20 protein-coding genes are annotated in these 23,795 nt (G+C 71.1%); 17 read left to right on the plus strand and 3 right to left on the minus strand.

The genetic code is table 11. From position 1 onward, the window contains the following. Window positions 1-56 precede the first annotated feature (56 nt). Window positions 57-560, minus strand: coding sequence for a transcriptional regulator BldD (bldD, locus tag ACWIF2_RS15255; RefSeq protein WP_018570201.1), 504 nt, complete (start codon window positions 558-560; stop codon window positions 57-59). A gap of 266 nt (window positions 561-826) precedes the next feature. Between bldD and pyrR the strand changes: the two genes are divergently transcribed. From pyrR to ACWIF2_RS15325, 14 genes are all read left to right on the plus strand, one after another. After that, a complete protein-coding gene (gene pyrR, locus ACWIF2_RS15260) occupies window positions 827-1,393 on the plus strand; it encodes a bifunctional pyr operon transcriptional regulator/uracil phosphoribosyltransferase PyrR (protein ID WP_184597184.1) in 567 nt (188 codons plus the stop codon). Window positions 1,394-1,491: 98 nt separating this feature from the next. Next, on the plus strand, window positions 1,492-2,478 hold the full coding sequence (locus ACWIF2_RS15265; protein ID WP_454360734.1) for an aspartate carbamoyltransferase catalytic subunit: 987 nt from the start codon (window positions 1,492-1,494) through the stop codon (window positions 2,476-2,478). Next, window positions 2,475-3,761, plus strand: coding sequence for a dihydroorotase (locus ACWIF2_RS15270; protein ID WP_454360735.1), 1,287 nt, complete (start codon window positions 2,475-2,477; stop codon window positions 3,759-3,761). The genes ACWIF2_RS15265 and ACWIF2_RS15270 overlap by 4 nt, the downstream gene beginning before the upstream one ends. Next, window positions 3,758-4,327 carry a PH-like domain-containing protein gene (locus tag ACWIF2_RS15275; RefSeq protein ID WP_454360736.1) on the plus strand — a complete coding sequence of 190 codons (570 nt, stop codon included), beginning with the start codon at window positions 3,758-3,760 and terminating at the stop codon, window positions 4,325-4,327. The genes ACWIF2_RS15270 and ACWIF2_RS15275 overlap by 4 nt, the downstream gene beginning before the upstream one ends. After that, a complete protein-coding gene (carA, locus tag ACWIF2_RS15280) occupies window positions 4,324-5,466 on the plus strand; it encodes a glutamine-hydrolyzing carbamoyl-phosphate synthase small subunit (protein WP_454360737.1) in 1,143 nt (380 codons plus the stop codon). Before ACWIF2_RS15275 ends, carA begins: the two co-directional genes overlap by 4 nt. Next, complete coding sequence (gene carB, locus ACWIF2_RS15285; RefSeq protein WP_454360738.1) at window positions 5,459-8,767, plus strand: carbamoyl-phosphate synthase large subunit; 3,309 nt, start codon at window positions 5,459-5,461, stop codon at window positions 8,765-8,767. The genes carA and carB overlap by 8 nt, the downstream gene beginning before the upstream one ends. A gap of 70 nt (window positions 8,768-8,837) precedes the next feature. Beyond that, window positions 8,838-9,944 (plus strand): quinone-dependent dihydroorotate dehydrogenase, encoded by a 1,107-nt coding sequence (locus ACWIF2_RS15290; RefSeq protein ID WP_454360739.1) that lies wholly within the window; start codon window positions 8,838-8,840, stop codon window positions 9,942-9,944. Next, on the plus strand, window positions 9,941-10,786 hold the full coding sequence (pyrF, locus tag ACWIF2_RS15295) for an orotidine-5'-phosphate decarboxylase (RefSeq protein ID WP_454360740.1): 846 nt from the start codon (window positions 9,941-9,943) through the stop codon (window positions 10,784-10,786). Before ACWIF2_RS15290 ends, pyrF begins: the two co-directional genes overlap by 4 nt. Window positions 10,787-11,063: 277 nt before the next feature. Next, a complete protein-coding gene (locus ACWIF2_RS15300) occupies window positions 11,064-11,387 on the plus strand; it encodes an integration host factor (RefSeq protein ID WP_003977346.1) in 324 nt (107 codons plus the stop codon). 37 nt (window positions 11,388-11,424) lie between these two features. Further along, window positions 11,425-11,982 (plus strand): guanylate kinase, encoded by a 558-nt coding sequence (gmk, locus tag ACWIF2_RS15305; protein WP_382497575.1) that lies wholly within the window; start codon window positions 11,425-11,427, stop codon window positions 11,980-11,982. Between the two features lie 70 nt (window positions 11,983-12,052). Beyond that, on the plus strand, window positions 12,053-12,325 hold the full coding sequence (rpoZ, locus tag ACWIF2_RS15310) for a DNA-directed RNA polymerase subunit omega (RefSeq protein ID WP_003988945.1): 273 nt from the start codon (window positions 12,053-12,055) through the stop codon (window positions 12,323-12,325). 115 nt (window positions 12,326-12,440) lie between these two features. Continuing rightward, on the plus strand, window positions 12,441-13,643 hold the full coding sequence (coaBC, locus tag ACWIF2_RS15315) for a bifunctional phosphopantothenoylcysteine decarboxylase/phosphopantothenate--cysteine ligase CoaBC (protein WP_454360741.1): 1,203 nt from the start codon (window positions 12,441-12,443) through the stop codon (window positions 13,641-13,643). A gap of 237 nt (window positions 13,644-13,880) precedes the next feature. Next, window positions 13,881-15,089, plus strand: a complete 1,209-nt coding sequence (gene metK / locus ACWIF2_RS15320; protein ID WP_454360742.1) for a methionine adenosyltransferase — start codon at window positions 13,881-13,883, stop codon at window positions 15,087-15,089. 120 nt (window positions 15,090-15,209) lie between these two features. Next, entirely contained in the window at window positions 15,210-17,363 is a 2,154-nt protein-coding gene (locus ACWIF2_RS15325) for a primosomal protein N' (protein ID WP_454360743.1), read from the plus strand. Between the two features lie 101 nt (window positions 17,364-17,464). Here ACWIF2_RS15325 and ACWIF2_RS15330 read toward each other — a convergent pair whose 3' ends face one another. Next, on the minus strand, window positions 17,465-18,016 hold the full coding sequence (locus ACWIF2_RS15330) for a hypothetical protein (protein ID WP_454360744.1): 552 nt from the start codon (window positions 18,014-18,016) through the stop codon (window positions 17,465-17,467). 326 nt (window positions 18,017-18,342) lie between these two features. Here ACWIF2_RS15330 and fmt point away from each other — a divergent pair, with 326 nt between their 5' ends. Together fmt and ACWIF2_RS15340 are read left to right on the plus strand one after the other, a co-directional pair. Continuing rightward, entirely contained in the window at window positions 18,343-19,275 is a 933-nt protein-coding gene (gene fmt / locus ACWIF2_RS15335) for a methionyl-tRNA formyltransferase (RefSeq protein WP_454360745.1), read from the plus strand. A 65-nt stretch (window positions 19,276-19,340) separates the two neighbouring features. Further along, window positions 19,341-20,768 (plus strand): RsmB/NOP family class I SAM-dependent RNA methyltransferase, encoded by a 1,428-nt coding sequence (locus ACWIF2_RS15340; protein ID WP_454360746.1) that lies wholly within the window; start codon window positions 19,341-19,343, stop codon window positions 20,766-20,768. Here the strand turns inward: ACWIF2_RS15340 and ACWIF2_RS15345 are convergent. Then, window positions 20,749-22,896 carry an MMPL family transporter gene (locus ACWIF2_RS15345; RefSeq protein ID WP_454360747.1) on the minus strand — a complete coding sequence of 716 codons (2,148 nt, stop codon included), beginning with the start codon at window positions 22,894-22,896 and terminating at the stop codon, window positions 20,749-20,751. The two genes, ACWIF2_RS15340 and ACWIF2_RS15345, sit on opposite strands and share 20 nt — an antisense overlap. A gap of 134 nt (window positions 22,897-23,030) precedes the next feature. Here ACWIF2_RS15345 and rpe point away from each other — a divergent pair, with 134 nt between their 5' ends. Beyond that, window positions 23,031-23,717 (plus strand): ribulose-phosphate 3-epimerase, encoded by a 687-nt coding sequence (gene rpe, locus ACWIF2_RS15350; protein WP_454360748.1) that lies wholly within the window; start codon window positions 23,031-23,033, stop codon window positions 23,715-23,717. The last annotated feature ends 78 nt before the right edge of the window (window positions 23,718-23,795 follow it).

A 23,795-nucleotide genomic window follows, 5' to 3' on the forward strand; every position in this document is an offset into this window, starting at 1 on the left:
GAACCATACGGTTCCGGCCACCCCGGAGGCACGTTTCTGCGCTGGCCCCTGAGGGCTCAGGCCTCCTCGTGGGAGGCGACCGCGCGGCGCGCGTCCGCGTCCAGGACACCCCAGCTGATCAGCTGCTCGGTGAGGACCGAAGGCGACTGGTCGTAGATGACGGCGAGTGTGCGCAGGTCGTCCTGGCGGATCGAGAGCACCTTGCCGTTGTAGTCGCCGCGCTGCGACTGGATCGTGGCCGCGTAGCGCTGCAGGGGACCCGCCTTCTCGGCCGGCACCGTGGCCAGCCGCTCCAGGTCCAGGACCAGCTTCGGCGGCGGCTCGGCGGCCCCGCCCGGGGTGGTGCCCGGGAGCAGCTCCTGCACGGGGACACCGTAGAAGTCCGCCAGCTCGGCGAGGCGCTGCACGGTCACGGCGCGGTCGCCGCGCTCGTACGAACCGACCACGACCGCCTTCCAGCGTCCCTGGGACTTCTCCTCGACACCGTGGAGGGAAAGGCCCTGCTGGGTGCGGATCGCCCGGAGCTTGGCCCCGAGCTGTTTGGCGTATTCGCTGGACATATAGCTCCCCGGCACTGTGTCGACGCGGTCAGCTGTGTTGCCGGACCGCGCGGCTGGTAACTCACTGTGAGGTTACGCAGCGTTACTCTGCCGCGTCAAGCCGAATGGTCCGCACCGACTCTTCCGTGGTATCGGCACTCTGTTAGGCCGAACGGGTGATCCGAGGGGGCCATCGGGATGATCGCGGGGACCTGCTACCGTGTATGGCGCAATCCCGACGTCCTTTAAGGTCCGTCCCGTGAGGCGGAGAAGGAGGTCCGTTTCGTATGGACACGCATGACACGCAGTCCGATGCCCGGCCCGTTCTCGAAGGGCCCGACATCGCGCGGGTGCTGACCCGCATCGCCCACGAGATCGTCGAACGCGCCAAGGGCGCCGACGACGTGGTGCTCCTCGGCATTCCGACCCGGGGCGTCTTCCTCGCCCGGCGGCTCGCCGACAAGCTCGAGCAGATCACCGAACGCAAGGTTCCGTGCGGCTCGCTCGACATCACCATGTACCGCGACGACCTGCGCATGCACCCACCGCGTGCGCTGGCCCGCACGGAGATCCCCGGTGACGGCATCGACGGCAAGCTGGTCGTCCTCGTCGACGACGTGCTCTTCTCCGGCCGCACCATCCGGGCCGCCCTCGACGCGCTGAACGACATCGGGCGCCCGCGCGCGGTGCAGCTCGCCGTCCTCGTCGACCGTGGTCACCGCGAACTGCCCATCCGCGCCGACTACGTCGGCAAGAACCTCCCCACGTCGTTGCGGGAGACGGTCAAGGTCCAGCTCGCCGAGGAGGACGGTCGCGACACCGTGCTGCTCGGTGCCAAGCAGACCTCCCAGTAGCGCTTCAGGCGTACGCCGCTGTCGTACGCCGGCTCAGTGCGCCCCCGCGCGCACCCGTCTGCCCGAATTCTCCTGAACTGCCTTACGGAGCCTGACAGATGCAGCGTCATCTCATCTCGGCCGCCGACCTCACCCGCGACGACGCCGTCCTGATCCTCGACACCGCCGAGGAGATGGCCCGGGTCGCCGACCGGCCGATCAAGAAACTGCCGACCCTGCGCGGCCGCACGATCGTCAACCTCTTCTTCGAGGACTCCACCCGGACCCGGATCTCCTTCGAGGCCGCCGAGAAGCGGCTGTCCGCGGACGTCATCAACTTCTCCGCCAAGGGCTCCAGCGTCTCCAAGGGCGAGTCCCTGAAGGACACCGCCCAGACCCTGGAGGCCATGGGCGTCGACGCCGTGGTCATCCGGCACGGCGCCTCCGGAGCCCCCTACCGGCTGGCCAACTCCGGGTGGATCGACGCGGCCGTCGTCAACGCCGGCGACGGCACCCACCAGCACCCCACGCAGGCCCTGCTGGACGCCTTCACCATGCGCCGCCGTCTGGTCGGCCCGGACGCCGGGATCGGCCAGGACCTCGCCGGCAGGCGCATCACCATCGTCGGCGACGTCCTGCACAGCCGGGTCGCCCGCTCCAACGTCGACCTGCTGCACACCCTGGGCGCCGAGGTCACCCTCGTCGCCCCGCCGACCCTGGTGCCCGTCGGCATCGAGACCTGGCCCTGCGAGGTGTCGTACGACCTCGACAGCACGCTGCCCAAGTCCGACGCGGTGATGATGCTGCGCGTGCAGCGCGAGCGCATGAACGCCGCCTTCTTCCCGACCGAGCGCGAGTACTCCCGGCGCTACGGCCTCGACGGCGAGCGCATGGCGCGGATGCCCGAGCACGCCGTCGTGATGCACCCCGGCCCGATGGTCCGGGGCATGGAGATCACCGCCGAGGTCGCCGACTCCGACCGCTGCACCGTCGTCGAGCAGGTCGCAAACGGAGTGTCCATCCGGATGGCCGTCCTGTACCTGCTGCTCGGTGGCAACGAACCCGCCGTAACCCAGTCCCGTACCGAGGAGAAGCAAGACCGATGAGCAAGATCCTGATCCGTGGTGCGAAGGTGCTGGGCGGCGAGCCGCAGGACGTGCTGATCGACGGCGGGACAATCGCCGAGGTGGGTGCCGGTCTGAGCGCCGAGGGCGCCGAGGTCGTCGAGGCCGACGGCAAGGTGCTGCTGCCGGGCCTGGTCGATCTGCACACCCATCTGCGCGAGCCCGGCCGCGAGGACTCGGAGACGGTCCTCACCGGCACGCGCGCCGCGGCCTCCGGTGGCTACACCACCGTGTTCGCCATGGCCAACACCTTCCCGGTCGCCGACACCGCAGGTGTCGTCGAGCAGGTCTGGCGGCTCGGCAAGGAGCACGGCTACTGCGACGTCCAGCCGATCGGTGCCGTCACCGTCGGCCTGGAGGGCAGGAAGCTCGCCGAGCTGGGCGCCATGCACGAGTCGGCCGCCGGCGTCACCGTCTTCTCCGACGACGGCAAGTGCGTCCACGACGCCGTGATCATGCGCCGCGCCCTGGAGTACGTGAAGGCCTTCGGCGGTGTCGTCGCGCAGCACGCGCAGGAGCCGCGGCTGACCGAGGGCGCCGAGATGAACGAGGGCATCGTCTCCGCCGAGCTGGGCCTCGGGGGCTGGCCCGCGGTGGCCGAAGAATCGATCATCGCCCGGGATGTCCTGCTCGCCGACCACGTCGGCTCCCGCGTCCACATCTGCCACCTGTCGACCGCCGGCTCCGTCGAGATCGTCCGCTGGGCGAAGTCCCGCGGCATCGCCGTCACCGCCGAGGTCACCCCGCACCACCTCCTGCTCACGGACGAGCTGGTGCGCACGTACAACCCCGTCTACAAGGTCAACCCGCCGCTGCGCACCGAGCGCGACGTGCTGGCCCTGCGCGAGGCGCTCGCCGACGGCACGATCGACATCGTCGCCACCGACCACGCCCCGCACCCGCACGAGGACAAGGACTGCGAATGGGCCGCGGCCGCCATGGGCATGGTCGGCCTGGAGACCGCGTTGTCAGTGGTGCAGGAGACCATGGTCGACACGGGTCTGCTGGACTGGGCCGGCGTCGCCGACCGGATGTCCGTCAAGCCCGCGCAGATCGGACAGGCCACGGGCCACGGACGTCCCGTCTCGGCAGGTGAGCCCGCCAACCTCACCCTGGTCGACACGGCATACCGTGGGCTCGTGGAACCCGCGGGCTTCGCCTCGCGCAGCCGCAACACCCCCTACGAGGGGCGCGAGCTGCCGGGCCGTGTGACGCACACGTGGCTGCGGGGCAAGGCCACGCTCGTCGACGGGAAGCTCACGTGACACCTGTATTCCTGCTGGCCGCCGAGAAGGAATCGGCGCAAGTGACCGACTGGGCCGCCCGCATCGGCTGGGTCGTCGGCCTCGCCCTCTTCGTCGCGCTCGTCTACTGGCTGATGCGCGAGGGCTGGAAGTGGCGCGGCACCCTCCAGGGCGACCTGCCCGAGCTGCCCACCGCCCCGGACGACCCGGGCCCCGAGAAGCTGGCCATGAGCGGCCGCTACCACGGCTCCACCACCGCCGGTCAGTGGCTCGACCGCATCGTGGCTCAGGGCCTGGGCACCCGCAGTCGTGCCGAGCTCACCCTCACGGACGCCGGCCTCGACGTCGTACGCCCCGGGGCGAGCGACTTCTTCGTCCCCGTCGCACAGCTGCGCGAGGCCCGGCTCGACAAGGGCATCGCCGGCAAGGTCCTCACCGAGGGCGGCCTGCTGATCGTCACCTGGGAGCACGGCGACCGGCTGATCGACTCCGGGTTCCGCTCCGACCACGCGGCCGAGCACAACGAGTGGGTCGAGACCATCAACTCCATGATCGAAACGAACACCAGGGAAGGCGTCGAACGATGACCACCTCCACAAGGGGAGCTGCCAGGACTCCCGCCGTACTCGTCCTTGAGGACGGCCGGATCTTCCGCGGCCGTGCCTACGGGGCCGTGGGGGAGACCTTCGGCGAAGCGGTGTTCTCCACCGGCATGACCGGCTACCAGGAGACCCTCACCGACCCCTCGTACCACCGCCAGGTCGTGGTGATGACCGCCCCGCACGTGGGCAACACAGGTGTGAACGACGAGGACCCCGAGTCCAAGAAGATCTGGGTCTCCGGATACGTCGTGCGCGACCCCGCGCGCGTGCCGTCCAACTGGCGCTCCCGGCGCTCGCTGGACGAGGAACTGGCGAAGCAGGGCGTCGTCGGCATCTCCGGCATCGACACCCGCGCCCTCACGCGGCACCTGCGCGAGCGCGGCGCCATGCGCGTCGGCATCTTCAGCGGCGAGGCGGTGCGGGAGGACGGCGCGCTGCTGGCCCGCGTCCAGGAAGCCCCCCAGATGAAGGGCGCGAACCTCTCCGCCGAGGTCGCCACCACCGAGCCGTACGTCGTCCCCGCGATCGGCGAGAAGAAGTTCACCGTCGCCGCCGTCGACCTCGGCATCAAGGGCATGACCCCGCACCGCATGGCCGAGCGCGGCATAGAGGTGCATGTCCTCCCCGCCACCGCGACCGTCGAGGACGTCTACGCGGTCGAGCCGGACGGCGTGTTCTTCTCCAACGGTCCGGGCGACCCGGCCACCGCCGACCACCCCGTCTCCGTCATGCGCGGCGTCCTGGAGCGCGGCACCCCGCTCTTCGGCATCTGCTTCGGCAACCAGATCCTGGGCCGCGCGCTCGGCTTCGGCACCTTCAAGCTGAAGTACGGCCACCGCGGCATCAACCAGCCGGTGCAGGACCGTACGACCGGCAAGGTCGAGGTCACCGCGCACAACCACGGCTTCGCCGTCGACGCACCGCTCGACCAGGTCTCCGAGACCCCGTTCGGCCGCGCCGAGGTGTCGCACGTCTGCCTGAACGACAACGTGGTGGAGGGGCTGCGGCTTCTCGACCGCCCCGCCTTCAGCGTCCAGTACCACCCCGAAGCGGCAGCCGGCCCGCACGACGCCGCCTACCTGTTCGACCGCTTCGTATCCCTGATGGAGGGCCAGCGTGCCTAAGCGCACCGATATCCAGTCCGTCCTGGTCATCGGCTCCGGCCCGATCGTCATCGGCCAGGCCGCCGAGTTCGACTACTCCGGCACCCAGGCGTGCCGCGTCCTGAAGGCCGAGGGCCTGCGGGTCATCCTCGTGAACTCCAACCCGGCGACGATCATGACCGACCCGGAGATCGCCGACGCCACGTACGTCGAGCCGATCACCCCCGAGTTCGTCGAGAAGATCATCGCCAAGGAGCGCCCGGACGCCCTGCTGCCCACCCTGGGCGGCCAGACGGCCCTCAACACGGCGATCTCGCTGGACGAGGCCGGCACCCTCGCCAAGTACGGCGTCGAGCTCATCGGCGCCAACGTCGAGGCGATCAACAAGGGCGAGGACCGCGACCTCTTCAAGGAGGTCGTCGAGGCCGTCCGCGGCAAGATCGGGCACGGCGAGTCCGCCCGCTCGGTCATCTGCCACTCCATGGACGAGGTCCTCGCGGGCGTCGACACGCTCGGCGGCTACCCGGTCGTCGTCCGCCCCTCCTTCACCATGGGTGGCGCCGGCTCCGGCTTCGCCCACGACGAGGAGGAGCTGCGCCGGATCGCCGGGCAGGGCCTCACCCTCTCGCCGACCACCGAGGTGCTCCTGGAGGAGTCCATCCTCGGCTGGAAGGAGTACGAGCTGGAGCTGATGCGCGACAAGCACGACAACGTCGTGGTCGTCTGCTCCATCGAGAACTTCGACCCCATGGGCGTGCACACCGGCGACTCGATCACGGTCGCCCCGGCGATGACCCTCACCGACCGCGAGTACCAGACCCTGCGCGACATCGGCATCGCCGTCATCCGCGAGGTCGGCGTCGACACCGGCGGCTGCAACATCCAGTTCGCGGTGAACCCCGAGGACGGTCGCGTGATCGTCATCGAGATGAACCCGCGCGTCTCGCGCTCCTCGGCGCTCGCCTCCAAGGCGACCGGCTTCCCGATCGCCAAGATCGCCGCCAAGCTGGCCGTCGGCTACACGCTCGACGAGATCCCGAACGACATCACGCAGGAAACCCCGGCCTCCTTCGAGCCCACGCTCGACTACGTGGTCGTGAAGGCCCCGCGCTTCGCCTTCGAGAAGTTCCCGCAGGCCGACTCCACCCTCACGACCACCATGAAGTCGGTCGGCGAGGCCATGGCCATCGGCCGGAACTTCACCGAGGCCTTCCAGAAGGCCCTGCGTTCGCTGGAGAAGAAGGGCAGCCAGTTCACCTTCGTCGGCGAGCCCGGCGACAAGGCCGAGCTGCTCCGCGAGTCCGTCCGGCCCACCGACGGCCGCATCAACACCGTCATGCAGGCCATCCGCGCGGGCGCCACGCCCGAGGAGATCTTCGAGTACACGAAGATCGACCCCTGGTTCGTCGACCAGCTCTTCCTGATCAAGGAGATCGCGGACGAGCTGGCCGAGGCGCCCGAGCTGACCGCCGACCTGTTCGCCGAGGCCAAGCGGCACGGCTTCTCCGACACGCAGATCGGCGAGATCCGCGGCCTGCGCGAGGACGTCGTCCGGGAGGTCCGGCACGCACTGGGCATCCGCCCGGTGTACAAGACGGTCGACACCTGCGCCGCCGAGTTCGCCGCGAAGACGCCGTACTTCTACTCCTCCTACGACGAGGAGAGCGAGGTCGCGCCCCGCGAGAAGCCGGCCGTCATCATCCTGGGCTCCGGCCCGAACCGCATCGGCCAGGGCATCGAGTTCGACTACTCCTGCGTCCACGCCTCCTTCGCCCTGAGCGACGCAGGCTACGAGACCGTGATGGTCAACTGCAACCCGGAGACCGTCTCCACGGACTACGACACCTCCGACCGCCTGTACTTCGAGCCGCTGACACTCGAGGACGTGCTGGAGATCGTCCACGCCGAGCAGCAGGCCGGACCCGTCGCGGGCGTCGTCGTCCAGCTCGGCGGCCAGACCCCGCTGGGCCTGTCGCAGGCGCTCAAGGACAACGGCGTGCCGATCGTCGGCACCTCCCCGGAGGCCATCCACGCCGCCGAGGACCGGGGCGCCTTCGGACGGGTCCTCCAGGAGGCCGGTCTCCCGGCCCCCAAGCACGGCACCGCCACCACCTTCGCCGAGGCCAAGGCCATCGCCGACGAGATCGGCTACCCGGTCCTGGTGCGTCCGTCGTACGTCCTCGGCGGGCGCGGCATGGAGATCGTCTACGACGAGACGCGCCTGGAGGCGTATATCTCCGAGTCGACGGAGATCAGCCCGTCCCGGCCGGTCCTGGTCGACCGGTTCCTCGACGACGCCATCGAGATCGACGTCGACGCGCTCTACGACGGCCAGGAGCTCTACCTCGGCGGCGTCATGGAGCACATCGAGGAGGCCGGCATCCACTCCGGCGACTCGGCGTGCGCCCTGCCCCCGATCACGCTCGGCGGCTTCGACATCAAGCGCCTGCGGGCCTCCACGGAGGGCATCGCGAAGGGCGTCGGGGTCCGCGGCCTGATCAACATCCAGTTCGCGCTGGCGGGCGACATCCTCTACGTCCTGGAGGCCAACCCGCGCGCCTCCCGGACCGTCCCCTTCACCTCGAAGGCGACCGCGGTGCCGCTGGCCAAGGCCGCCGCCCGGATCTCGCTGGGCGCCACGATCGCCGAGCTGCGCGCCGAGGGCCTGCTCCCGGCCACCGGCGACGGCGGCGAGCTCCCGCTCGACGCGCCGATCTCCGTCAAGGAGGCCGTCATGCCGTGGTCGCGCTTCCGCGACATCCACGGCCGCGGCGTCGACACGGTCCTCGGCCCGGAGATGCGCTCCACGGGCGAGGTCATGGGCATCGACTCCGTCTTCGGCACGGCGTACGCCAAGTCGCAGGCGGGCGCCTACGGCCCGCTGCCCACCAAGGGCCGGGCCTTCATCTCGGTCGCCAACCGCGACAAGCGCTCGATGATCTTCCCGGCGCGGGAGCTGGTCGCCCACGGCTTCGAGCTGATGGCCACGTCCGGCACGGCCGAGGTGCTCAAGCGCAACGGCATCAACGCCACCGTCGTGCGCAAGCAGTCCGAGGGCACCGGCCCGAACGGCGAGAAGACCATCGTCCAGCTCATCCACGACGGCGAGGTCGACCTCATCGTCAACACCCCGTACGGCACGGGCGGCCGCCTCGACGGCTACGACATCCGTACGGCGGCCGTGGCACGGTCCGTGCCCTGCCTGACGACGGTCCAGGCGCTCGCGGCGGCGGTCCAGGGCATCGACGCCCTCAACCGCGGCGACGTGAGCGTCCGGTCGCTCCAGGAACACGCGGAACATCTGACCGCGGCCCGCGACTAGCAGCCCCGAGGGGGACACCGGAAACGGTGTCCCCCTCTTCGTGAGGACGCCACGTCTTCGTGAGGACATCATGTACAAGATCTTCTTCAGTCTCGTCTTCAAGCGGCTGGACCCGGAGCAGGCGCACCACCTCGCCTTCCGCTGGATCCGCCTGGTCGCCCGCGTTCCCGTGCTGCGCACCTTCCTCGCGGCCGCCCTCGCGCCCCGCCACAAGGAGCTGCGCACGGAGGCCTTCGGGCTGCGCATGCACGGCCCCTTCGGGCTCGCGGCGGGCTTCGACAAGAACGCCGTGGGCATCGACGGCATGGCGATGCTCGGCTTCGACCACGTCGAGATCGGCACGGTGACCGGCGAGCCGCAGTCCGGCAACCCCAAGCAGCGGCTGTTCCGGCTGGTCAAGGACCACGCGCTCATCAACCGCATGGGCTTCAACAACGACGGCTCGCTCCGCGTCGCCGCCCGCCTGGCCTCCCGTACGCCGGTCTTCAGGACCGTCGTCGGCGTCAACATCGGCAAGACCAAGGTGGTACCCGAGGAGGAGGCCGTCGCGGACTACGTGAAGTCCGCCGAGCGGCTGGCACCCTACGCCGACTACCTCGTGGTCAACGTCTCCTCGCCGAACACGCCCGGTCTGCGCAATCTGCAGGCCACGGAGGCGCTGCGTCCCCTGCTGAGCGCCGTCCGCGAGGCCGCCGACGGCGCGGTGCCGGCGCGGCGTGTCCCGCTCCTGGTCAAGATCGCGCCGGACCTCGCCGACGAGGACATCGACGCGGTCGCCGACCTCGCCGTGGAACTGGGCCTGGACGGCATCATCGCCACCAACACCACCATCGCGCGCGAAGGACTCGGCCTGAAGTCCGACCCCTCCCTGGTCAAGGAGACCGGCGGCCTGTCCGGGGCGCCCCTGAAGGAACGCTCCCTGGAGGTCCTGCGCCGCCTCTACGCGCGCGTGAGCGACCGGATCACCCTGGTGGGCGTGGGCGGCGTAGAGAACGCCGAGGACGCCTGGCAGCGCATCCTGGCCGGTGCCACGCTGGTCCAGGGCTACAGCGCCTTCATCTACGAGGGGCCCTTCTGGGGCCGCGCGATCCACAAGGGGCTCGCCGCGCGCCTTCGCACCAGCCCGTACGCCACGCTCGCCGACGCGGTGGGCGCCGACGTGAGGAAGACGGCATGAGTGGTCTCGAACCCTTCGGCACGCGTCTGCGCCGGGCCATGGACGAGCGCGGCCCGCTCTGCGTCGGCATCGACCCGCACGCCTCCCTGCTCGCCGAGTGGGGCCTGAACGGCGACGTGGCGGGCCTGGAGCGGTTCAGCCGCACGGTCGTCGAGGCCCTGGCCGACCGGGTCGCCGTGCTCAAGCCGCAGAGCGCGTTCTTCGAGCGCTTCGGCTCGCGCGGACTGGCCGTCCTTGAGGCGTCGGTGGCCGAGGCCCGGGCGGCGGGCGCCCTGGTCGTGACGGACGCCAAGCGCGGCGACATCGGCTCGACCATGGCCGCGTACGCCGAGTCGTTCCTGCACAAGGACGCGCCGCTGTTCTCCGACGCGCTGACGGTCTCGCCCTACCTCGGCTACGGCTCGCTGAGCCCGGCCGTCGCGCTGGCCCGGGAGAGCGGCGCCGGGCTGTTCGTGCTGGCGCTGACCTCCAACCCGGAGGGCGGCGAGGTCCAGCACGCCGTACGCTCCGACGGCCGGAACGTCGGAGCGACGATGCTCGCGCACCTGGCCGCCGAGAACGCGGGGGAGGAGCCCCTGGGGTCCTTCGGCGCGGTCGTCGGTGCCACTCTCGGTGACCTGTCGTCGTACGACCTGGACATCAACGGCCCGCTCCTCGCGCCCGGCATCGGCGCCCAGGGGGCCACGCCGGCCGATCTTCCGGGGGTCTTCGGGGCGGCGGTGCGCAATGTCGTGCCGAACGTCAGCCGGGCAGTGCTACGCCACGGTCCCGACGTGGTCGCGCTGCGTGACGCCGCGGAACGCTTCGCGGAGGAGATCCGTCACGCTGTGACCTCCTCCTGACCACTTCCTGACCTTCTTGTGAGTCCTCCGATGAGTGGCCGGGGGCGGGCTTGAGTCTGAATACATCCTCAAATCCGGGGCAGTATGTCCTAAATGTCTGTTCAGATGAAGGCTGACCAGGACTTTTCCGCTGTTCTCGCTGACTCTGGCGGACTTGCCCGCTAGTCTCCGACGAGAGTCAACGGGCGAGCGTGTTGCTCGTGGCTCCCCAGGTGTGGGGCGACTAGGTTCCTCACCGGTCCGTATCCGACAGTTCGACATCCGAGGTGACGTAGGCGTGGCTCTTCCGCCCCTTACCCCTGAACAGCGCGCAGCCGCGCTCGAAAAGGCCGCCGCGGCTCGCCGGGAGCGGGCCGAGGTCAAGAATCGACTCAAGCACTCCGGCGCCTCCCTCCACGAGGTCATCAAGCAGGGCCAGGAGAACGACGTCATCGGCAAGATGAAGGTCTCCGCTCTCCTTGAGTCCCTGCCGGGCGTGGGCAAGGTCCGCGCCAAGCAGATCATGGAGCGACTCGGCATCTCCGAGAGCCGTCGTGTGCGTGGTCTCGGCTCCAACCAGATCGCCTCCCTGGAGCGCGAGTTCGGCAGCACCGGCAGCTGAGTCCGGACCACTCCGGTTCAACTGGAATAATCGCTGCATGACTGAACGTCCGCGGCTGACCGTGCTCTCCGGCCCCTCGGGGGTCGGCAAGAGCACGGTCGTCGCTCATATGCGCAAGGAACACCCCGAGGTCTGGCTCTCGGTGTCGGCGACGACCCGTAAGCCCCGCCCCGGCGAGAAGCATGGTGTCCACTACTTCTTCGTCACCGACGACGAGATGGACAAGCTGATCGCCAACGGCGAACTGCTGGAGTGGGCCGAATTCGCCGGCAACCGCTACGGCACGCCGCGCGCGGCCGTGCAGGAGCGCCTGGAGGCCGGTGAGCCGGTCCTCCTGGAGATCGACCTGCAGGGTGCCCGTCTGGTCCGGGAGTCGATGCCCGAGGCCCAGCTGGTGTTCCTGGCTCCTCCCTCCTGGGAGGAGCTGGTGCGCAGACTCACCGGGCGGGGTACCGAACCGCCCGAGGTGATCGAGCGCCGACTCGAGGCGGCGAAGATCGAACTCGCCGCCGAGCCGGAGTTCGACACCACCCTGGTCAACACCGCCGTCGAGGACGTGGCTCGCGAGCTGCTAGCCTTGACGAACGTCGTGTGACCATCGCTGATCGTCCCGATCCGCGCTGATCACCCCGACAGACTCTTTCCCACCCATCGGAAGGTAGAGCGTGTCCTCTTCCATCTCCGCGCCCGAGGGCATCATCAACCCGCCGATCGACGAGCTCCTCGAGGCCACCGACTCGAAGTACAGCCTCGTGATCTACGCGGCCAAGCGGGCCCGCCAGATCAACGCGTACTACTCGCAGCTCGGCGAGGGCCTCCTCGAGTACGTCGGTCCCCTCGTCGACACCCACGTCCACGAGAAGCCGCTCTCGATCGCCCTCCGCGAGATCAACGCGGGGCTGCTCACGTCCGAGGCCGTCGAGGGCCCGGCGCAGTAAGTAGTATTTGCAGCTTGACGCTGACTTTTCCACAGGCCCGGCAGGTCGACTGCCGGGCCTGTGGTGTGTCATGGAGTCGTACGTTGTGCCGGTTGCCGAGGTCCGGGGAGAAACGGTGGACAAGCCGAAGGTCGTTCTGGGGGTCAGTGGCGGCATCGCCGCGTACAAGGCCTGTGAGCTGCTGCGGCGGCTGACGGAGTCGGGCCATGACGTGCGTGTGGTGCCCACGGCCTCCGCGCTGCACTTCGTCGGCGCCGCCACCTGGTCCGCGCTCTCCGGACACCCGGTCTCCACCGAGGTCTGGGACGACGTCCACGAGGTCCCGCACGTCCGCATCGGACAGCAGGCCGACCTGGTCGTCGTCGCCCCGGCCACCGCCGACATGCTCGCCAAGGCCGCCCACGGCCTCGCCGACGACCTCCTGACCAACACCCTGCTCACCGCCCGCTGCCCGGTCGTCTTCGCCCCCGCCATGCACACGGAGATGTGGGAGCACCCGGCCACCCAGGAGAACGTGGCGACGCTGCGCCGCCGCGGCGCCGTCGTCATCGAGCCGGCCGTGGGCCGGCTCACCGGCGTCGACACCGGCAAGGGCCGGCTGCCCGACCCGGGCGAGATCTTCGAGGTGTGCCGCCGGGTGCTGGCCCGGGGCGTGCGGGAGCCGGACCTCAAGGGCCGGCATGTCGTGGTCAGCGCGGGCGGCACCCGCGAGCCCCTGGACCCGGTCCGGTTCCTGGGCAACCGCTCCTCCGGCAAGCAGGGCTACGCCCTCGCCCGCACCGCGGCCGCCCGCGGCGCACGCGTCACGCTGATCGCGGCCAACAGCACCCTGCCGGACCCGGCCGGGGTGGACGTCGTCCCTGTCGGCACGGCCGCGCACCTGCGCGAGGCGGTGCTGAGAGCCGCCGCGGACGCCGACGCCGTGGTCATGGCGGCGGCGGTGGCGGACTTCCGGCCGGTGACCTACGCGGCCGGGAAGATCAAGAAGAAGGACGACCAGGAGCCGGAGCCGATCGTCCTGGCGCGTAATCCGGACATCCTCGCGGAGATCTCCACCGACCGGGTTCGCCCCGGACAGGTGATCGTCGGCTTCGCCGCGGAGACGGACGACGTGCTCGCCAACGGCCGCGCCAAACTCAAGCGCAAGGGCTGCGATCTGCTGGTGGTGAACGAGGTCGGGGAGCGCAAGACCTTCGGTTCCGAGGAGAACGAAGCCGTGGTTCTCGGCACCGACGGCAGCGAGACCGCGGTGCCGTACGGACCCAAGGAAGCCCTGGCCGAAACCGTGTGGGACCTGGTGGCCGGGCGCCTCGGCTGATGTTTCAGTCGCCCTGCGCCTTTGTGAAACCCGGCCGATCGGGGCGTGGCGCCTCTGGCCAACGTCGCTCAGGATTGGGCAGAATGCCCGTGCCGCAGGTCACAGCACTCCCGAGTGGCGAGACAGGGGGACCGTGGCCGAAGCGTGACCCGTAAACTGTTCCACGGACGGCGCGAGGTGCAGCCCCCGCCGTCCGCCAATGATCAGCCAGCAGCCGCTGCAACCCCAGGGAGCGTTGTGTCCCGTCGCCTGTTCACCTCGGAGTCTGTGACCGAGGGTCACCCTGACAAGATCGCTGACCAGATCAGCGACACCATTCTCGACGCGTTGCTCCGCGAGGACCCGACCTCCCGGGTCGCCGTCGAGACTCTGATCACGACCGGCCTCGTGCACGTGGCCGGCGAGGTCACGACCAAGACGTACGCGGACATCGCGACGCTGGTCCGGAACAAGATCCTCGAAATCGGCTACGACTCCTCGAAGAAGGGCTTCGACGGCGCCTCCTGCGGCGTCTCGGTGTCCATCGGCGCACAGTCCCCGGACATCGCCCAGGGTGTCGACACGGCGTACGAGTCCCGTGTCGAGGGCGATGAGGACGAGCTCGACAAGCAGGGCGCGGGCGACCAGGGCCTGATGTTCGGCTACGCGACGGACGAGACCCCGACGCTGATGCCGCTGCCGATCTTCCTGGCCCACCGCCTGTCCAAGCGCCTGTCCGAGGTGCGCAAGAACGGCACCATCCCGTACCTGCGCCCGGACGGCAAGACCCAGGTCACCATCGAGTACGACGGTGACAAGGCGGTCCGCCTGGACACCGTCGTGGTCTCCTCCCAGCACGCCTCCGACATCGACCTGGACTCGCTGCTGGCTCCTGACATCAAGGAGTTCGTCGTCGAGCCGGAGCTGAAGGCGCTGCTCGACGAGGGCATCAAGCTCGACACGGAGAACTACCGTCTCCTGGTCAACCCCACCGGCCGCTTCGAGATCGGCGGTCCGATGGGTGACGCCGGCCTGACCGGCCGCAAGATCATCATCGACACCTACGGCGGCATGGCCCGCCACGGCGGCGGTGCCTTCTCCGGCAAGGACCCGTCCAAGGTCGACCGCTCCGCCGCGTACGCGATGCGCTGGGTCGCCAAGAACGTCGTCGCCGCGGGCCTCGCCTCCCGCTGCGAGGTCCAGGTGGCGTACGCGATCGGCAAGGCCGAGCCGGTGGGCCTGTTCGTCGAGACCTTCGGCACCGCCAAGATCGACACGGACAAGATCGAGAAGGCGATCGACGAGGTCTTCGACCTCCGCCCGGCCGCGATCATCCGCGACCTCGACCTGCTCCGCCCGATCTACGCCCAGACCGCGGCGTACGGCCACTTCGGACGTGAGCTTCCCGAGTTCACGTGGGAGCAGGCGGACCGTGTGGACGCGCTGCGCAAGGCGGCGGGCCTGTAGGTCCGACGCCCTCACGGCACCGAGTGAGGCCCGGCACCCTTCGGGGGCCGGGCCTCGTCGTGCCCAAGGGGGCTTCGCCGGCACCGCCGGTTGTCAGTGGTGTTTGGTAAGAATGCAAGCGTGAGCAGCGAGAACGGACAGGCGGACGGCGGCGTCGAGGGTGCGCCGCCCGAGCAGCTCGCGCTCATCCGGGAGAGTGTGCGGAAGGCCAAGACGCCCCGGGCCAAGCCGCGGACCTGGCGGGGAGCCGCGCTCGCCAAGGAGCTGCCCGTGGCGCGCGTCCTCGTCGACAAGGGCGTGCTCCATCTCGACCGGTACTTCGACTACGCGGTGCCCGAGGAGCTGGACGCCGAGGCCCAGCCGGGCGTGCGGGTGCGGGTGCGGTTCGGGGCCGGGCGGCACCGGGTGCGGGACGGACGGCGCGAGGGCGGCGGGCTGATCGACGGGTTCCTCGTCGAGCGACTGGCCGAGTCCGAGTACTCCGGGCCGCTGGCCGCCCTGGCCCAGGTCGTGTCGCCCGAGCGGGTGCTGAGCGAGGAACTGCTGGGGCTGGCCCGGGCGGTCGCCGACCGGTACGCGGGCAGCCTCGCGGATGTCCTGCAACTCGCCGTGCCGCCGCGTAACGCACGCGCTGAGCAGCGCGCCTCGCCCGCCCCCCTGCCGCCGCCCCCGGCCCCCGAGCCGGGATCCTGGCAGCGGTACGAGCGGGGACCGGCCTTCGTGGAGTCGCTGGCGTCCGGCGGCGCGCCACGGGCGGTGTGGAACGCGCTGCCGGGACCGCAGTGGAGCGAGGAGCTGGCCCGGGCCGTCGCGGCGACACTGGCCTCCGGGCGCGGTGCGCTCGTCGTCCTGCCCGACGGACGGGCCGTCGCGCGAGCGGACGCCGCACTGACCTCCCTGCTCGGGGAGGGGCGGCACGCGGTGCTCACCGCCGACGCGGGGCCCGAGAAGCGGTACGCGCAGTGGCTCGCGGTGCGCCGCGGTTCCGTACGGGCCGTGATCGGGACCCGGGCCGCGATGTTCGCGCCGGTCCAGGACCTCGGGCTGGTGGCCCTCTGGGACGACGGGGACGACAGCCACAGCGAACAGCACGCCCCGCAGCCCCATGCACGGGAGGTGCTTCTGCTGCGGGCCGCCCAGGACAAGTGCGGCTTCCTGCTGGGCAGCTGGGGCTGCACGGTGGAGGCCGCACAGCTCGTCGAGAGCGGGTGGGCCCGGCCGCTCGTCGCCGGACGGGAGCAGGTCCGGGAAGCCGCTCCGCTCGTGCGCACCGTGGGGGACCAGGACCTCGCCCGGGACGAGGCCGCCCGGGCCGCCCGGCTGCCGACCCTCGCCTGGCAGGCCGTCAGGGACGGCCTACGGCACGGCCCGGTGCTGGTGCAGGTGCCCCGGCGGGGCTACGTGCCGCGCATGGCCTGCGCCAACTGCCGGGCGCCCGCTCGCTGCCGGCACTGCTCCGGGCCGCTGGAGACGCGGGACGGCGGTGCCCTGTGCTGCGGATGGTGCGGCCGCGAGGAGAGCGGCTGGCACTGCCCGGAGTGCGGCGCCTTCCGACTGCGCGCCTCGGTGGTGGGCGCGCGGCGGACCGCCGAGGAACTCGGTCGGGCCTTCCCCGCGGTTCCGGTGCGGACCTCGGGGCGTGAACACGTGCTCGACACGGTCCCGGGGGCGCCCGCGCTGGTGGTGAGCACGCCGGGGGCCGAGCCGGTCGCCGAGGGCGGGTACGCGGCTGCGCTGCTGCTGGACGGATGGGCCATGCTCGGGCGGCCCGATCTGCGGGCCGGGGAGGACGCGTTGCGGCGGTGGATCGCGGCCGGGGCGCTCGTCCGGCCGCAGTCGGCCGGCGGCACGGTGGTGGTCGTCGCCGAGCCGACACTGCGGCCCGTCCAGGCGCTCGTACGGTGGGATCCCGTCGGTCACGCGGTGCGGGAACTCGCCGAGCGGGCCGAGCTGGGGTTTCCGCCGGTGTCGCGGATGGCGGCCGTGTCGGGTCCTGCGGAGGCGGTGGCCGAGTTTCTCCGTACGGCGGAACTGCCGCCGGAGGCGGAGGTGCTGGGGCCGGTGCCGTTGCCCGTCGTCGCCGCGGGGCGACCGCGGCGGGCGGGGGCGCCGCCGCCCGGGGAGCAGTGGGAGCGCGCGTTGCTGCGGGTGCCGCCCGGGAAGGGGGCCGCGCTGGCGGCCGCGCTCAAGGCCGCGCAGGCCGCGCGGATGGCTCGGGGGAGTGGGAGCGGGGCCGGCGTCTGGGTGCGGATCGATCCGGCTGACATCGGATGAGCCGGGCAGCGGGTCAGCTGCCGTGGCAGGCCCGGCGGGCGTCGCCCGGATGTGCGACTGCCCTCCCGAAGGCGTCCCGGGAGGGCAGGGCGAGGGGTGGTTCAGCCGTTGCGCGGGCCGGGGAACGCCGTCGGCCGTGCCTCGTCGCGGAGTGCGGGGCTGCCTGCCGTCGGCTGCGTGGGCATGGAGCGGGCGGCGGGGACCGTCGGGACCGTGGGCAGGCCGGTGGGCATGCCGACCGCGCGGCCGCCCGTCGGCTCGGGCGTGCGCTCCGGCTCGGCCGTGGCCGCCTGGGCCGTGGTCGCGGCACGGCGTGCGCCGTAACGGCGGTGCACCGCCTGTTTGGTGACTCCGAGCGCGGAGCCCACCGCGTCCCACGAGAAGCCGAGTGAGCGGTCGAAGTCCACGGCCGCGGTGACCAGGGTCTCCACACTGTCCCGCAGCTCCTGGGCGAGACGTACCGTCGGGGCGGGGGCGCGTCCGTAGACGACGAAGCCCGTGGAAGGGCCGGAGCGGCGCGGGCGGTAGACATTGCCCAGCTGGGCGGTGAGGGTGCGCAGTGCGTCCACCTGCCGGCGGACCCGCTCGATGTCCCGCACCAGCAAGTGCAGGCTGGCCCGAGCCTGGGCGTCGTGGGTTGCGTGGTCGGCCATGAACAAGCCTCTCGAACCGGCGTTGAAAGGAATGGGCCGTGATCACGGCCCGTTGTGGTCAACTCTGTCTTGACCAACGCGGATTCGCTCCGCGGGTCACGGTGTGGGGGCGTGGGGGCATATGCGTGCGCCTGTTTGCGCGGGGTGTGCGCCTCGGCCTTCGGCAATCGGCGTATGTCTCCCACCCGCGCACCGCCCGTAACTGTCTCTCGTGCGGTCCGCGTCTCCCGTGGGGGCGGATCGCCGTCGGCGGCTTTCCCTGACGTCAGCCATAGACTGGTGTGCTGCCCGTCGTTCATCCCCGCCCGAGAGGCCCCCACCACCCCATGAAGCTCGTCTTCGCCGGTACACCCGAGGTCGCCGTTCCCGCTCTGGACGCTCTTCTCGCCTCCGGGCGGCACGAGGTGGCCGCTGTCGTCACGCGGCCCGACGCGCCGGCCGGGCGCGGGCGCAGGCTGGTCGCGTCGCCCGTCGCCGAGCGGGCGGAGGAGGCCGGGATCGAGGTGCTGAAGCCCGCGAAGCCGAAGGACCCCGAGTTCCTGGAGCGGCTGCGGGAGATCGCGCCGGACTGCTGTCCCGTCGTCGCCTACGGGGCGCTGCTGCCGCGCGTCGCCCTCGACGTCCCCGCGCACGGCTGGGTCAATCTGCACTTCTCCCTGCTGCCGGCCTGGCGCGGGGCCGCGCCCGTGCAGCACGCCATCATGGCCGGTGACGAGATCACCGGGGCATCGACGTTCCTGATCGAGGAGGGGCTCGACTCGGGGCCGGTGTACGGGACGGTGACCGAGGAGATCCGGGCCACCGACACCAGCGGGGACCTGCTGACGCGGCTCGCCTTCGCCGGTGCCGGGCTGCTCGCGGCGACCATGGACGGGATCGAGGACGGCACGCTGAAGGCCGTACCGCAGCCGGCCGACGGCATCAGCCAGGCGCCGAAGGTCAACGTCGAGGACGCGCACCTCGACTGGGCCGCCCCCGCGCTGCGCGTCGACCGGATGGTGCGGGGCTGCACCCCGGCCCCGGGCGCCTGGACCACGTTCCGCGGCGAGCGGCTCAAGCTCATCCAGGTCACCCCCGTGCCCGACCGGGCGGACCTCGCCCCGGGGCAGATCTCCGCGGGGAAGAACAACGTGTACGTCGGCACCGGTTCGTACGGTGTCGAGCTGCTGTGGGTGCAGGCCCAGGGCAAGAAGCCGATGAGGGCCGCGGACTGGGCGCGCGGTGTGCGGATCGCCGACGGGGAGCGGCTCGGGGTCTGATGCCCCTGCTCCCGGCGGCGTAGGCTGGACGGCGCACTTCTTCTCACACCCGGAGCACCTTTTTCGTGAGCGAACAGCCCCGTCGGCCCCGCCCGTCCGGCAAGCCCTACCGTCGGCCCAAGAAGGACCCCGTCCGCATCCTCGCCTTCGAGGCGTTGAGGGCCGTGGACGAGCGGGACGCCTATGCCAACCTCGTCCTGCCGCCGCTGCTGCGCAAAGCGCGGGAGAACGAGGGACCCGAGAAGTTCGACGCGCGGGACGCGGCGCTCGCCACCGAGCTGGTGTACGGCACGCTGCGTTGGCAAGGGACGTACGACGCGGTCATCGCGAGCTGTGTGGACCGGCCGCTCGGGGACGTCGACCCGCCGGTGCTGGACGTGCTGAGCCTCGGCGCGCACCAGTTGCTCGGGACGCGGATCCCGACCCACGCGGCCGTGTCCGCCACGGTCGAGCTCGCGCGGGTCGTCCTCGGCGACGGACGGGCCAAGTTCGTCAACGCCGTTCTGCGGAAGATCGCGCAGGACGACCTGGACGGCTGGCTCGAGCGGGTCGCGCCGCCCTACGACGAGGACCCCGAGGACCACCTCGCCGTCGTCCACTCGCATCCGCGATGGGTCGTGTCCGCGCTGTGGGACTCCCTCGGCGGCGGTCGGGCCGGCATCGAGGAGCTGCTGCGCGCCGACAACGAGCGGCCCGAGGTGACCCTGGTGGCGCGGCCCGGGCGGGCCACCGCCGGGGAACTGCTCGATGAGGACGCCGCCGTGCCGGGGCGCTGGTCACCGTATGCCGTACGGCTGGCCGAGGGCGGCGAGCCGGGCGCCGTCGAGGCCGTCCGGGACGGGCGCGCGGGTGTGCAGGACGAGGGCAGCCAGCTCGTCGCGATCGCCCTCGCCAACGCGCCGCTGGACGGGCCCGACCGGCGGTGGCTCGACGGGTGCGCGGGGCCCGGCGGCAAGGCCGCGCTGCTCGGCGCCCTCGCCGCCGAACGGGGCGCGACGCTGCTCGCCTCCGAGAAGCAGCCGCACCGGGCCGGGCTCGTGGCCAGGGCGCTGGAGGGCAATCCCGGGCCGTACCAGGTGATCACCGCGGACGGGACCCGGCCGGCGTGGCGGCCCGGCAGCTTCGACCGGGTCCTGGTCGATGTGCCGTGCACCGGTCTGGGCGCCCTGCGGCGCCGCCCCGAGGCCCGCTGGCGGCGCCGGCCCGACGACCTGGAGGGGTTCGCTCCGTTGCAGCGCGGGCTGCTGCGCACCGCCCTGGAGTCGGTGCGGGTCGGCGGCGTCGTGGGCTACGCGACCTGCTCGCCGCACCTCGCCGAGACCCGGGCCGTGGTCGCCGATGTGCTCAAGCAGATCCCGGACACCGACCTCGTCGACGCGCGGCCGCTGCTGCCCGGCGTACCGGATCTGGGCGACGGGCCCGACGTCCAGCTGTGGCCGCATCTGCACGGCACCGACGCCATGTACCTGGCACTCATTCGCCGGACCGGCTGACCCCCGCCCCGACGCTCTCCTGGTGTGCCGCACCGCCGTCCTCCCTGGCCAGCCGGTGCGGCCACCACACCTTCGGTCCCACGTCCAGGAACAGCGACGTCACCAGGACCGAGCGCACGATGAACGTGTCGATGAGGACGCCGAGGGCCACCGCGAAGCCGATCTCGGCGAAGGCGACCATCGGGAGGGTGCCGAGGGCGGCGAATGTGCCGGCCAGCACCAGGCCCGCGGAGGTGATGACCGCACCGGTGGCCGCGAGCCCCGTGACCACGCCCTCTCTGGTGCCCTTGCGGGCCGCCTCCTCGCGGATGCGGGTGGTGAGGAAGATGTTGTAGTCGATGCCCAGGGCGACCAGGAAGACGAAGACGAACAGGGGGAAGTCGGTCGCCTCGCCCGCGTAGTCGAAGATGTGGCGGAACGCGAGCGCGCTGAGGCCCAGGGCCGCCGTGAAGGACAGGATCACCGTCCCGACCAGCAGCAGCGGGGCGATCAGGGACCGTAGCAACGCGCACAGGATCAGCAGGACGACCGCCAGGACCAGCGGGATGATCACGATGTTGTCGTGGATCGTCGCTCTGTCCATGTCGATGAGCCCGGCCGTGCCGCCGCCCACCTGGGCGTCCGCGTCCGGCACCGCGTGCACCGCGTCCCGCACCCTTTCGACGGTCTGCTTGGCCGCCTCGCTGTCCGCCGGATCGGCCAAAGTCGCCTCGAAGAGCACCTTGCCCTCGTACACGGGTCTCGTGGCCGGGGGCAGGCCGAGCGAGGTCGGCACGACGCCCTCGGTTCCGGCGACCGCGCGGCCCACCTGCCTGGCCTGTGCCTGGTTGGAGACGATGACGAGCGGACTGCCGCTGCCGGCGGGGAAGTACTGCTCGGAGACCTCCTGGCCGACGATCGAGTCCGGCTTGCCAGTGAACGCGTCCGCGTTGCTGATGCCCTCCGCGCGCAGCTGGATGAGACCGAGCGAGCAGATCGCGAGGACGAGAGCCGTCACCGCCCAGACCGTGCGCGGGCGGCGGGCGATACGGCGGCCGGTGCGGGCCCAGATGCCGCGCCCGGTGGGGTCGGCCGAGCCGAGGTGCGGGATCACCGGCCAGAAGATCCAGCGGCCGAAGATCACCAGCAGGGCCGGGAACAGGGTCATCATCGCCAGGAGGGCGACCGCCACGCCGATCGCGGCGACCGGGCCCAGGCCGCTGGTGGAGTTCATCTCCGCGACCAGCAGCACCAGCATGCTCAGCACGACCGTCGCCCCGGAGGCGAGCACGGCGGGGCCCGCCCGGTGCAGGGCGAGCGCCATCGCCTCGTGCCGGTCCTCGTGGCGGCGCAGTTCCTCCCGGTAGCGCGCCACGAGCAGCAGCGCGTAGTCCGTCCCCGCGCCGAACACGAGCACCGTGAGGATGCCGGCGCTCTGCCCGTTCACCGTCAGGCCGGCGTGCTCGGCGAGGAAATAGATCAGCGCCTGCGCGGTGAACAGCGCCGCGATCACGGCGAGCAGCGGGACCAGCAGCAGGGTGGGACTGCGGTAGGTGATCAGCAGCATGACGATGACGACGGCCATGGCCGACACCAGCAGCGTCGAGTCGATGCCCTCGAAGGCCTTGGAGAAGTCCGCCGATGTGCCGCCCGGCCCGGTGATGTGCACGGCGAGGCCGCCATGACTGTCGCCGGTGATGTCCCGCATGGAGTCGACCGCGGGCGCGATCCGCTCCCAGCCCTTCTCGTCCATCGTGATCGGTACGAGGATCTCCGCCGCCCGGGGATCGGCCGGCCGGTCGTAGACGGGCCCCTGGGTCTCCGCGCCCCGGATGCCGTGGTCGCGCAGCTGCCTCAGCTCCGCCGCGTCCTCGGTGATCTGCGCACGGTCCTGTACGGTGAGCCCGCTGTCCCGGGCGTAGACGACGACCGCGGGGATCTGCTCGGGCCGGAAGTCCTTCGACAGCTCCAGCACCTGCGTCGACTCCGCGGACCCCGGCAGCCAGGACGCCGCGTCGTTGTCCTGCGCATCGGTGAGCTTCATCGCGAACGGCGCCGTCACGAACAGCACGACCAGCCACAGCCCCAGCACCAGCCACTTGGCCCGCCGCCCGCAGACGAGATGACCGAGACCGCGCTTGCTCGTCATGGGGACCTCCGCACCGGTGTCCTCAAGGGGCGCGGGGAACTGCGCGACCAGCCACACACGACCCGCGGCCGACGAGAACCGCCAGTCCCGGGACCCCCACCGCCCAAGCCCAGCGCAGCGCATAGGCTTAGGCCATGGCCGCGCAGATCAACCCCAGCATCCTGTCCGCCGACTTCGCTCGCCTCGCGGACGAGGCAAAGGCGGTGGAGGGAGCCGACTGGCTCCACGTCGACGTCATGGACAACCATTTCGTCCCGAACCTCACGCTCGGGGTGCCGGTCGTAGAGTCTCTCGCCCGTGCGACGGACACTCCGCTGGACTGCCACCTGATGATCGAGGCCCCCGATCGGTGGGCGCCCCAGTACGTGGAGGCGGGGGCCGGTTCCGTCACCTTCCATGTCGAGGCGGCCGCCGCACCGGTCCGGCTCGCCCGGGAGATCCGCGCCAAGGGCGCCCGCGCCTCCATGGCACTGAAGCCCGCGACCCCCATCGAGCCGTACGAGGACCTGCTCCCCGAGCTCGACATGCTGCTGATCATGACGGTGGAACCGGGCTTCGGGGGACAGGCCTTTCTCGACATCATGCTTCCGAAGATTCGCCGCACCCGCGAGTTGATCAGCAAGCACGGACTGGAGCTCTGGCTCCAGGTCGACGGCGGAGTTTCGGCTTCCACCATCGAGCGTTGCGCCGACGCCGGAGCCGACGTCTTCGTGGCCGGATCGGCGGTCTACGGGGCAAAAGACCCGGCCGAGGCGGTACGTGCACTACGCACGCAGGCTGAGGCGACGACGGCCAGGGCATCCTGGGCCTGCGACCACTGAGCCACAGCAAAGTGAACGGCTCCGATCAGGGCTGATCAACCGCGCCGGATCTGCAAGGATGAACGGCGAATCCAGAGT

This window comes from Streptomyces sp. NPDC055506, assembly GCF_053643595.1.